The following is a 12,286-nucleotide window of genomic DNA, read 5'->3' as shown; positions in this document are numbered from 1 at the left end:
CCACCCTACGAGGAACAATAAAAAATACAATGAAAAATAACCGCACTTTTTTAGAGAAATTATTGGATGGGGCCGAGGTTGAGTGGAGGACTCTAAAAGACATTCTAATCAGAACTAAAGGCACAAAAATTACAGCTGCTGAAATGAAAGTATTGCATAAAGACAATGCACCACTAAAAATTTTTGCTGGCGGGAAAACATTTGCATTAGTAAATTTTGAAGATATCCCTGAAAAAGACATCAATAAAAATCCTTCAATTATTGTAAAGTCTCGAGGAATTATTGAATTTGAATATTACGATAAGCCTTTTTCTCATAAAAATGAAATGTGGTCTTATTATTCGAATGATAAAAATATTAATATTAAATACATTTATTATGTTTTGAAAAATCAGGAACCTTATTTCCAAAATTTAGGTTCAAAGATGCAAATGCCTCAGATTGCAACACCTGATACAGATAAATATTTAGTCCCCATTCCCCCACTCTCTGTCCAAACCGAAATCGTCCGAATTTTGGACGCATTGACAGCTCTTACCAGCGAGCTTACCAGCGAGCTTACCAGCGAGCTTACCAGCGAGCTTATACTACGCCAGAAACAATATGAATACTATCGAGAAAAATTATTATCTTTTGATAGTTTAGAACAATTAAATTCAGGGGGGGGAAGAAGAAACTTATTGATGTGGCTAAAATCAAAAATGGAAAAGATTGGAAACATCTTGGGAAAGGTAATATTCCAATATATGGTTCAGGTGGGATTATGGGATATGTTGATACATATTCATACGATAGACCTACAGTATTAATTCCACGAAAAGGAACTATTACAAACATATTTTACCTTGAAGAACCATTTTGGAACGTTGATACGATTTACTATACAGAAATTGACACAACTCAAATTTTACCAAAATACTTTTATCATTTTATGAAAACGGTAGATTTAACAAAATTGGATACAGGTTCAGGCAGACCGAGCTTAACACAAGCTATTTTGAATGAAATTCCTATTTTTGTTCCGTCAATCGAAGAACAACACCGCATCGTTTCAATCCTCGATAAATTTGAAACCTTAACTAATTCCATCACCAAAGGCTTACCTTTAGCGATTGAACAAAGCCAAAAGCGGTATGAATATTACAGAGAATTATTATTGAATTTCTCGTAACCCGTAGGGTGGGCTTCAGCCCACCAATTAACCATAACAAACGGTGGGCTAAAGCCCACCCTACAAAAACTGAAGGCTTGCCTTTAGCAATTGAACAAAGCCAAAAGCGGTATGAGTATTACCGAGAATTGTTATTAAATTTCTCGTAACCTGTAGGGTGGGCTTCAGCCCACCAATTAATCACAACAAACGGTGGGTTAAAGCTCACCCTACAATGTAATGAGAATATTTTTATGGTGGGCTAAAGCCCACCCTACAAATTACTACGAACTACAATTTGGAATAATATATGTCTAATTATCGTCGCGATTTTACTAAAGGTGGATTATATTTTTTCACAATTGTTTTACAAGATAGAACAAAATCTTATCTAACTGACTATATCAATGAATTTAGATTTGCATATAAACAAACTTGTGAACATTATCCATTCGAAACAGTAGCAATTTGTATTTTACCCGATCATATTCATTTACTGATGCAATTACCTGAAAATGATGATAATTACGCAATACGCATCGCATATTTAAAAACACAATTTACACGACAACTTCCAAAAGAATGCCGACAATTTAATAAAAATAGACAAAAATATCGAGAATCAGGTATTTGGCAACGCCGATTTTGGGAGCATTTAATTCGTGATGATAAAGATTTAGCGAATCATTTAGATTATATTTATTACAATCCTGTGAAACACGGCTATGTTGAGGTAGTAAAAGATTGGCCGTATTCTTCCTTCCATCGTGATGTGAAAGCAGAGATTTATCCTGAAGATTGGGGAGGCAACCCAGATTTGAAAATTAAAGGTGATATATAACAATACCGTAGGGTGGGCTTTAGCCCACCAATTAACAATCATAAATAAAACGGTGGGCTAAAGCCCACCCTACAAATTTGAGAAGAAATAATGAACGACTTAATCATCTACAACACTGACGATGGTAAATCTCACGTTGCTTTATTGGTTGTCGAAAATGAGGCTTGACTGACCCAAAATCAGCTTGCGGAATTTTTTGACACCTCTGTACAAAATATCGCCTTACATATAAAAAATATATTAGAAGACAATGAATTAGATGAAAATTCAGTTATCAAGGATTACTTAATAACTGCTCAAGATGGCAAGCAATATCAAGTAAAACATTAATAAAACGGTGGGCTAAAGCCCACCCTACAAAAACTAAAAAAGCAAACGCATTAAGGAACCACTCATGATCCAATACAAAACCATCGCTGAATCCAATAATTTTATCGTTTTAGATCAATATAATAAATTTGTGGAAGAACCTAATGCTGGTTATCAAACAGAAGGGAGCCTTGAGCGTGAGTTTATTCGTGATTTACAGGCGCAAGGCTATGAGTATTTACAAGGGCTTAATAATCACGATGAACTGATTAAAAACTTACGTGTTCAATTACAACGGTTGAATAATGTTATTTTCTCCGATGCAGAATGGCAACGTTTTTTAGAGGAATATTTGGATAAACCGAGCGATAGTCTGATTGAGAAAACTCGCAAAATTCACGATGATTATATTTATGATTTTGTGTTCGATAACGGACGCATTCAGAATATCTATTTGCTAGATAAGAAAAATCTTGCCAATAATTCTCTGCAAATCATCAATCAATTTGAGCAAACTGGCAGCTATGATAATCGTTATGATGTGACAATTTTGGTGAATGGTTTACCGCTTGTACATATTGAATTAAAAAAACGTGGCGTGGCGATTCGTGAAGCCTTTAACCAAATTCACCGTTACAGCAAAGAAAGTTTCAATAAAGAAAATTCTCTCTTTAAATATATTCAGATTTTTGTCATTTCTAATGGCACGGATACTCGCTATTTTGCTAATACGACTAAACGCGATAAGAATAGCTTTGATTTCACAATGAATTGGGCAATGGCAAAAAATACCCTGATTAAAGATTTAAAGGATTTTACCGCGACTTTCTTGCAAAAGAATACTTTGCTCAATGTGTTGGTCAATTACTGCGTGTTTGATGTGACTGATACGTTGTTAATTATGCGTCCGTATCAAATTGCCGCAACAGAACGTATTTTATGGAAAATCAAAAGTTCATATCACGCCAAAAATTGGAGCAATAAAGAAAGTGGTGGCTATATTTGGCATACCACAGCCTCAGGCAAAACCCTCACCAGTTTTAAAGCCTCTCGCCTTGCGACTGAACTTGATTTTATTGATAAAGTCTTTTTTGTGGTCGATCGTAAAGACTTAGACTACCAAACGATGAAAGAATATCAGCGTTTTTCGCCTGATAGCGTGAATGGCTCGGAAAGTACCGCAGGGCTTAAACGCAATATTGAAAAAGATGATAACAAAATTATCGTAACCACCATTCAAAAATTGAATAATTTAATGAAAAGCGAAGAAAACCTGTCTATTTATCAAAAACAGGTGGTCTTTATTTTCGATGAAGCCCATCGCTCCCAATTTGGCGAAGCTCAAAAAAATCTAAAACATAAATTCAAAAAATTCTATCAATTTGGTTTTACAGGCACACCAATTTTCCCTGAAAATGCATTAGGTGCGGAAACGACAGCAAGTGTGTTCGGTACGGAATTGCATTCTTATGTGATTACCGATGCTATTCGTGATGACAAAGTACTGAAATTCAAGGTCGATTACAACGATGTCCGCCCACAATTTAAAGCCTTAGAAACAGAAAAAGATCCTGAAAAATTGACCGCACTTGAGCAGAAACAAGCCTTTTTACACCCTGAGCGTATTAAAGAAATCTCGCAATATTTGCTTAACAATTTTAAACAAAAAACCCACCGCTTGAATGCCACAGGTAAAGGCTTTAATGCAATGTTTGCAGTAAGCAGTGTGGAAGCAGCAAAACGTTATTACGAAACCTTACAAAATTTACAGGCAGAGCAGGAGCATCCGTTAAAAATTGCAACAATCTTTTCGTTTGCCGCCAATGAAGAGCAAGATGCGATTGGTGATATTCCAGATGAGACCTTTGAACCCACGGCTCTAAACAGTACGGCAAAAGAATTTTTAACAAAAGCCATTGATGATTACAATCACTACTTTGGCACGAATTATGGCGTAGATAGTCAATCATTCCAAAATTACTATCGCGATCTTGCCAAACGTGTGAAAAATCAGGAAGTGGATTTACTGATTGTGGTCGGAATGTTCTTAACAGGCTTTGATGCCCCTACGTTGAATACTCTTTTCGTAGACAAAAACTTGCGTTATCACGGATTAATGCAGGCTTTTTCTCGCACCAACCGCATTTATGACACAACTAAAACCTTTGGGAATATCGTCACTTTCCGCGATTTGGAACAAAATACCATTGATGCAATCACGCTATTTGGCGATAAAAACACGAAGAATGTCGTACTAGAAAAAAGCTACGACAGCTATTTTAACGGTGATGACAATCAACGTGGTTATTTGGAGGTTATTCAAGAGCTGCAAAATCGCTTTCCTAATCCAACAGAAATCGAAACAGAGCAAGATAAAAAAGAGTTTGTAAAATTATTTGGCGAATATCTACGTGTCGAAAATATTTTGCAGAATTACGATGAATTTGCAGCATTGCAAGCCTTACAAGCGGTCGATTTAAATGATCCGATTGCAATGGAAAAATTCAAGCAAGTATATTATGTGAATGATGAACAAATTGCAGAAATGCTGAAAGTTCCCACTTTACCAGTAAGAGCGGAGCAAGATTATCGTTCAACTTATAATGATATTCGCGATTGGTTACGCCAAAGAAAAGAGGGGAATGATAAAGATAATTCGCCGATAAATTGGGATGATGTCGTATTTGAAGTGGATTTATTAAAATCTCAAGAAATCAATTTGGATTATATTCTTGCGTTAATTTTCGAACATCATAAGAAAAACCAAGACAAAGAGGTGTTAATTGATGAAATCCGCCGCACAGTTCGTTCAAGTTTGGGTAACCGTGCGAAAGAGAGCTTGATTGTCGATTTTATCAACCAAACAAATTTAGATGATATTCCCGATAAAGCGACTTTAATTGACTCATTCTTCCTATTTGCTCAAGCAGAACAGCGAAAAGAAGCAGAAACCTTAATTCAAGAAGAAAATTTGAATGTCGATGCAGCAAAACGCTATATCAGCACTTCATTAAAACGCGAATATGCCAGTGAAAACGGCACGGCACTTAATGAAGTATTGCCAAAAATGAGTCCACTTAATCCACAATATCTCACTAAAAAGCAGACGATTTTCCAAAAAATTGCTGCATTTGTGGAGAAATTTAAAGGGGTTGGGGGGAAGATTTAAATTTAATACATCAATCATTAAATCCAGCAGTTTGATCCTAAAACTGCTGGATTATTGTTATCTGTCCAAATAAAAATTGATTAGTTTTTACAAAATTGAGCTAAATCTTCTACATATTCCAACCAACGATTTCTAATTTCATCAATCAATTCATCGCAATTAAAAACATCAGAATTTTTAGCTGCACTTTCTAAAGTATCCGCTAATTGACGTAAATGATTTAATCCTACCGATGCCGCTGCGCCTTTAATTTTATGGGCGGTATCTTCTGTTTCTTTCATATTATCTTTTGATAATTGAGCAAGATAATTTGGCATAGTTTGTTTGAATAAAGATAAATTTTCTAAAATTTGGGATTTTCCAAGGGTTTCAATTAATGCCAAATCAAACTTTTCTGAAAATACACTAGTATCATTTACTTCGATTATAGGTTCCCTTTCATCCGCAAAAAATTGCTGTAAACAATGGTGTAAATCCTTAATTGAAATAGGTTTACGTAATACACCATCCATGCCCATTTCCAAATATTCTTGCTCGCTTTGCATAACATTGGCAGTAAAAGCAATCATTGGTGGTAAAAAATCATAAATACCGTTCTCATAGTTCTCTCGCAAATATTGGGCGATTTCAAAACCACTCATATCTGGCAATTTAATATCTAGCAATAAAATGTCGTAAACATTTTTCTCAAATAAAGTGATCGCCTGCTTGCCATTTGTCGCAACATCAACATGATGCCCAAGTTTTTCTAAAATAGTTTTCGCAACCATAATATTGAGGTCAACATCCTCCACTAAAAGAATGTTCAAGGATGGAATATTTTTCCTAACAGATTCTTTTTCAGAAATTTCCTGAGCATGGAGAGTAAGATGGAAAGTAGCGCCCTTTCCTCGTTCGCTTTCAACCGTTAAATCCCCTTCCATTAACTGAGCGAGATTTTTAGAAATAGCCAACCCAATACCGCTACCTGCACTTTGCTGGCGACTTTCTTTCACTTGATAATACATTTCAAAAATATGTTTTTGTTCTTCAGGCGAAATCCCCATTCCTGTATCTTTCACAATGAAATGGTAACAATCCTGATTTCTCATGATTTTAAGAATAATATTTCCCTGATCTGTAAACTTCACCGCATTACTAATTAAGTTCCACAAAATTTGACTCAAGCGAACACGATCAAGATTCAACCAATTAGGCAAATTAGGTTCAAGCTCTAAAGAAAAAATAAGATTTTTTTGTTTGGCAAGGAAACTAGCAAAATTATAAATATCGTTTAATAAGGCGGGAAAATCTGTTGGCTGGCGATTTAATTCGATTCGGCTGGCATCAATTTTTTCCAAATCAATAATATCGCTAAAAATATAGCCTAAACTGACCGCACTTATGTTGATAGTTTTTAAATAATTACGCTGACGATCGTCTAATTCATCATCAAGTAAAATCTGGCTAAGCCCGACAATCCCATTCAATGGAGTACGCAATTCATGGCTTATTGTGGCAAGTAAGGTACTTTTATCACGGCTATTTTTTTCTAACTTTTCCAATGCTTGGGATAATTTTTTCTGAGCGGCAATTCGCTCGGCGACCTCATTTTCCAAACGATTAACCGAACTAGAAAGATCAAGGCGAGAATGTTCAAGTTTTTCGACCAATAAAGTAAAAAAATAAATAACAAAAGGTGCAGTGAGTAAGCCAAAAGTTACCGAACGAAAAATATCTACCCAAGAGATCTGATGAACAATAAATAGACTAAATAAAATTTGAGTGCAAAGCGCTAAAACTGCGAGAATCATCACGCCTAAAAGAGAAAAACGAAGACGCCCAAGTCGAATAACCCAATCCACATAACTCTGGGCAAAATATTTGAAATTTTTCATCAAATCTCCTAAAACATTATTATCGTTATAAAAAAAGCCTGTGCATACAGGCTTTATTATATCCATAAAGTAAAAGAGATTGTTATTACTATGTGTGCGTAAGAAATGAAAAACTTAGTCTTTATTAATTATCTGTTTAACTAAAATTTGTAATTCAGGAATAACTTGTTCTTCAAACCAAGGATTCTTTGTTATCCAAAGCTGATTACGTGGAGAAGGATGTACGAGAGGTATAAAGTGCGGTAAGAATTGACGATAATTTTTAACAGTGTCAGTTACATTATCTTTATTTTCAGATAAATAATATTTCTGTGCATATTGCCCAATAAGAATAGTGAGCTGAATATTAGGTAGATGCTCTAAAATCATTGGATGCCATTTTTCTGCGAAACCTTGACGAGGTGGTAAGTCACCCGATTTACCTTTTCCAGGATAATAAAAATCCATAGGAAGAACCGCAAACATCCCAGAATTATAAAAATAATCGTAATCTACACCTAACCAATCACGCAGACGATCACCGCTTTTATCATTCCAATATAAACGAGTTTGCTCAGCTTTTAACCCTGGAGCTTGACCTACAATATTAATTCGAGCTGTTTTAGGCACCGAAAATAAAGGGAAAATTCCACGACATGTAAAATCTTTATTTTGAGGATCGGCGATAATACTTGAAGTTATTTCGTCTAAAGTTTTAAGCATAATGGAGGTCATTAGAAATGAATGTATAAAGTCTATTTGAAAAAATATAAAAAATCAAAAAAGTAAAAACCTCAATCAATCAACTGATAGCTTATTTTATTCTCTTACTTTTTATATCTTACGATGAATCAGTAAGTGTTGGATTATGAAAAGGCAGAAGAAATTATGTAATTAACTGACTTTTTAGTGGTATATCGCCAAACCAATGACATTAATGTTGCGGAAACCTATCACTATTTTTCGGCTGATGAGATGCAGATTTTGTAATAAAAAGGACAAAATAGTCAATAGCTCCCCACTTCAGTGGGATTTTTTAAAAATACCGCCTTTTTAAAATTCCGTGTGAGAATTGCATAAAACAATTTAGTAAGAAGCACTTTTCTCTTTCATCCATAACACCCAACTGTAATTTTTGGCAAAACTTGTTCAAGTTTTTTCATTAGAGTGATTCCTATACCACAAAAAGACTTGTTTTTTTATTGTCATTTATTAGAATAAGAAAAGTTAATACAAATAATTATCGTTAAGGCTATGATTTATGTGCAAAAATTTTTCAATCAACGAATGTGTCTTCTTATTAATAATCGGAGCTAGTATTCAACCGAGTGTAGCAGCAAATCTAAATTCTTCAAATATAGATGAGTTATTACCTATTATTGTGAACACTGACGAGGATAATAATAAACTACCTGGTCATTCAGTATTAAAACAGAAAAATATCGAACAACAACAAGCTGATAATGCAGCAAACTTAATTAATATCTTGCCAGGTGTGAATATGGCTGGCGGGTTTCGCCCTGGTGGGCAAACATTAAATATTAATGGAATGGGCGATGCTGAAGATGTTAGAGTGCAGTTAGATGGGGCTACAAAAAGTTTTGAAAAATACCAACAGGGTTCTATTTTTATTGAGCCTGAATTATTAAGAAGAGTAACAGTAGACAAAGGAAATTATTCTCCTCAATATGGTAATGGTGGTTTTGCTGGAACAGTAAAATTTGAAACTAAGGATGCTAGGGATTTCTTGCAAGAAAACCAGAAAATAGGTGGTTTTTTAAAGTATGGAAATAATAGCAATAATAACCAAAAAACTTATAGTACTGCACTAGTTTTACAAAATGAACAAAAAAATATTGATTTATTATTATTTGGTTCTGTAAGAAATGCTGACGATTATAAAAGACCCGATAATAGCAAAATTCTTTTTTCAAAAAATAATCAAAAAACCGGATTAATAAAAGTAAATTGGCAAATTTCACCCGAGCATTTACTCACATTATCGAGTATTTATGGTATTCATAAAGGCTGGGAGCCTTTCGCAGCGAAAAGAGATATCCTACCTAAACCAAGTTCTAGTGATATAATGCGTTATGGTACTGATATAGCGTGGAAACGTAAACTGGTTTATCGAGATCAAAAAGATGAAAATTACACTTTAAAGTACCATTACCTACCTGAGAATAACCCATGGATTAACTTATCTACTCAGTTCAGCTATAGTAAAACCATACAAAATGATATGCGTCCCAAAGAAGCATCTTCAGGATTTGTGGGTAGCTTAGGTAATCAAAGCTGGATAACTTATTCAGATCTTACTTTTGATATAAATAACACGAGTACTTTTAATATCAAAACTACTGTTCATGAACTATTGTATGGTTTGCAATGGTTAAAAAATACAAGACATACTTTAATGTATGATAAAAGTAAAGTGAGACAAGCGGATTATAATTATGGCTATTTCCAACCCTATTATATGCCATCTGGACGTCAATATACTCAGGCGTTTTATTTACAAGATCAAATAAAATGGAAGAATATAATTTTTAGCACAGGAGTGCGTTATGACCATATCAATAATATAGGGCAGAAAAATTTGGCACCACGATATAGTGATATATCTGCGGGGCATAATTATAGTCAGAAAAATTATAATGGTTGGTCCTATTATTTAGGTTTAAATTATGATGTAAATCATTATTTAAGTTTATTTACAAATTTTAGTAGAACTTGGCGTGCACCTGTTATTGATGAACAGTATGAGACGCAATTTAAACAATCTTCTGTACCTGCAACCTCTTTAAATTTAGAAAAAGAAATGATTAATCAGACCAGAGGAGGAGGGATTGTTACGCTTAATAATTTATTTCAAGAGGATGATGCCTTTCAATTTAGAGCTACTTATTTTTACCACCGTGGTAAAAATGAAATATTTAAAACCAGAGGGGTTAATTGTGTAGGCAATGCTGCAGATACCAATAATAATGTTTGTCCTAAAATCATTGGAAATTATCGTAATTTGCCAGGTTATGTTATTCAAGGCGCAGAGTTAGAAGCTTATTATCAATCCACTTATTTATTTGGTGAGCTAACATATTCTTATGTAAAAGGAAAACGTGACACCTCACCAAGAAACCCATGGGGTAAAACCTCAACATGGATTGCAGAAATACCCCCTAGAAAGGCAACTGCTACTTTAGGTTTCAATGTTCCAAAATATTATCTCACAGTAGGTTGGCGTGCTGAGTTTGTAAGAAGACAAGATCGATCGCCATTATCTGGTGACCCCAAAGCATCATATTGGTCATTACCAGCTTCAAGAGGATACAGCCTACATAACCTATTCCTTTCTTGGAGCCCTGCAAAAATTAAAGGTATGAATGTTAAGATTACAGTGGATAATTTATTCAATCGAGCATACAACCCTTATCTAGGCGAATTGGCTTCTGGAACAGGTAGGAATATCAAATTTAGCATATCTCAGAAATTTTAGAATATAGCCCGATTGAATGTAATCGGGCTTTATCATAACTATATCTAGACAAAGTCTAGCTATAAAGTCTACCACACAAGATAGAACTATAAGTACCTATATTCTTTAGAGAAAAGCAATTTACGGCAAATTGAGAGTTAATATAGGAGATATATTAAGACAATTACATCACTATAAGAATGTAGAGATTATAGGTATAATTCCCTATACTAATTTCATTGTTCTTTACAGAGCAAATTTAAGTAATAAATCCAAAGATACATACAATATCTGAAATTATAGATGAGTATTAAAATTATGTTTTATCTTTACCCTCTTACTTGCATAATAAGAGCTAAACTCACCTAATTGTTTAAATATAATTTTATGCCCAGTATCTAGCTTAACAACAAAGTCAATGTATATTTCTTCTAGTTTTCCTTTCTTTCCAATTAATATCATTAGCTTTCATAAATATCACTGTCCCAAATGATACTCCGTTGTTCTAACTGGCTTTTCTACTATAGGAATATCATCAGAATAAGCCATAAAGAAAAGAGTTAAAGCACCAGCATTATGTAATAAGTTATCAATAATTTGCTGTCATTTTTCATATAACACCAACGTATTTTTATAACATTGTGGTTTACTTAAATTACCATTTTCAACAAGTTTCAACGCCCATATCAGCATCATTGTGGTGTCTATTGTTCTAAGTTTATAGCAACTATCTAAATAGCAAAGGATACGAACTGCATAGCAGTTATACTTCCTTTAAAAGGTTAGAATTTATTTGTAGATGTAGGGGCTATTACATTTGCTCTTAAAGTGCGGTTGGTCTGGAGAGATTTTTTACAACGGTGCAACAAGTTTACAAATAATAGGAAAAAGTAAAAACCCCAGTCCTTCAACTGGGTTCTTCTGTTTTTACTTAATTTAGATATGTATTTGGTAACCTGGCGGTGCCCTACTCTCACATGGGGATGCCCCACACTACCATCGGCATTACAGCGTTTCACTTCTGAGTTCGGTATGGTTCAGGTGGTTCCACCGCACTATCGCCGCCAGGATAATTCTTTGATAACGTTTATTTTAAATTCTATCTATGTTCTTCATTGGCCACAAGCTGAACTCGATTTTCTTTCTATTGAGTCTTCTTATTTGATTTGTTTGTCTAGTCTTCTCTTTCGCTCTTTTCCAAAAACACTTGAGCGTTGTATAGTTAAGCCTCTCGGGCAATTAGTATGCGTTAGCTCAATGTATCACTACACTTACACACCGCACCTATCTACGTCTTCGTCTTAAACAACCCTTACTGATTTATAACCAGGGAGAACTCATCTCTTGGCAAGTTTCGTGCTTAGATGCTTTCAGCACTTATCTCTTCCGCACTTAGCTACCCGGCAATGCGTCTGGCGACACAACCGGAACACCAGTGGTGCGTCCACTCCGGTCCTCTCGTACTAGGAGCAGCCCCAACCAATTC

Annotated in this window: 6 protein-coding genes, 2 rRNA genes and 4 pseudogenes; 8 read left to right on the top strand and 4 right to left on the bottom strand. The window is 34.6% G+C overall.

Annotation, left to right across the window (positions count from 1 at the left end; all coding sequences use genetic code 11):
- Nucleotides 1-29: 29 nt before the first annotated feature.
- From DV424_RS05360 to DV424_RS05335, 6 genes and pseudogenes are all read left to right on the top strand, one after another.
- Nucleotides 30-639, top strand: a pseudogene (locus DV424_RS05360) (restriction endonuclease subunit S); the annotation flags it as partial.
- Between the two features lie 46 nt (nt 640-685).
- Entirely contained in the window at nt 686-1,171 is a 486-nt protein-coding gene (locus DV424_RS05355; RefSeq protein ID WP_118859327.1) for a restriction endonuclease subunit S, read from the top strand.
- Between the two features lie 68 nt (nt 1,172-1,239).
- A pseudogene (locus tag DV424_RS09085) lies at nt 1,240-1,320 on the top strand (restriction endonuclease subunit S); the annotation flags it as partial.
- A 140-nt stretch (nt 1,321-1,460) separates the two neighbouring features.
- Entirely contained in the window at nt 1,461-1,991 is a 531-nt protein-coding gene (locus DV424_RS05345; RefSeq protein ID WP_118859326.1) for an REP-associated tyrosine transposase, read from the top strand.
- 90 nt (nt 1,992-2,081) lie between these two features.
- Nucleotides 2,082-2,318, top strand: a pseudogene (locus DV424_RS05340) (virulence RhuM family protein); the annotation flags it as partial.
- A 67-nt stretch (nt 2,319-2,385) separates the two neighbouring features.
- Nucleotides 2,386-5,469, top strand: coding sequence for a type I restriction endonuclease subunit R (locus DV424_RS05335; RefSeq protein ID WP_118859325.1), 3,084 nt, complete (start codon nt 2,386-2,388; stop codon nt 5,467-5,469).
- A gap of 80 nt (nt 5,470-5,549) precedes the next feature.
- On the opposite strand, the gene DV424_RS05330 is transcribed toward DV424_RS05335, so the two are convergent.
- Both DV424_RS05330 and DV424_RS05325 read right to left on the bottom strand, forming a co-directional pair.
- On the bottom strand, nt 5,550-7,346 hold the full coding sequence (locus DV424_RS05330; protein ID WP_118859324.1) for an ATP-binding protein: 1,797 nt from the start codon (nt 7,344-7,346) through the stop codon (nt 5,550-5,552).
- A 114-nt stretch (nt 7,347-7,460) separates the two neighbouring features.
- Nucleotides 7,461-8,048 (bottom strand): uracil-DNA glycosylase family protein, encoded by a 588-nt coding sequence (locus DV424_RS05325; RefSeq protein ID WP_118859323.1) that lies wholly within the window; start codon nt 8,046-8,048, stop codon nt 7,461-7,463.
- A gap of 538 nt (nt 8,049-8,586) precedes the next feature.
- Here DV424_RS05325 and DV424_RS05320 point away from each other — a divergent pair.
- On the top strand, nt 8,587-10,821 hold the full coding sequence (locus tag DV424_RS05320) for a TonB-dependent hemoglobin/transferrin/lactoferrin family receptor (RefSeq protein WP_118859322.1): 2,235 nt from the start codon (nt 8,587-8,589) through the stop codon (nt 10,819-10,821).
- 109 nt (nt 10,822-10,930) lie between these two features.
- Nucleotides 10,931-11,014, top strand: a pseudogene (locus tag DV424_RS05315) (IS200/IS605 family transposase); the annotation flags it as partial.
- Nucleotides 11,015-11,754: 740 nt separating this feature from the next.
- Here the strand turns inward: DV424_RS05315 and rrf are convergent.
- Nucleotides 11,755-11,869: ribosomal RNA gene (gene rrf, locus DV424_RS05310) — 5S ribosomal RNA — on the bottom strand.
- Between the two features lie 149 nt (nt 11,870-12,018).
- A 23S ribosomal RNA gene (locus tag DV424_RS05305) occupies nt 12,019-12,286 on the bottom strand; the annotation flags it as partial.

The organism is Haemophilus haemolyticus, from assembly GCF_003493605.1.
Classification (GTDB): Bacteria; Pseudomonadota; Gammaproteobacteria; order Enterobacterales; family Pasteurellaceae; genus Haemophilus; species Haemophilus haemolyticus_J.
This window is presented reverse-complemented; position numbering and strand designations above follow the sequence as displayed.

Coding starts and splice junctions, on each gene's coding strand:
- DV424_RS05345 (WP_118859326.1), top strand. CDS start 1,461: ATGTCTAATTATCGTCGCGATTTTACTAAAGGTGGATTATATTTTTTC.
- DV424_RS05335 (WP_118859325.1), top strand. CDS start 2,386: ATGATCCAATACAAAACCATCGCTGAATCCAATAATTTTATCGTTTTA.
- DV424_RS05330 (WP_118859324.1), bottom strand. CDS start 7,346: ATGAAAAATTTCAAATATTTTGCCCAGAGTTATGTGGATTGGGTTATT.
- DV424_RS05325 (WP_118859323.1), bottom strand. CDS start 8,048: ATGCTTAAAACTTTAGACGAAATAACTTCAAGTATTATCGCCGATCCT.
- DV424_RS05320 (WP_118859322.1), top strand. CDS start 8,587: ATGTGCAAAAATTTTTCAATCAACGAATGTGTCTTCTTATTAATAATC.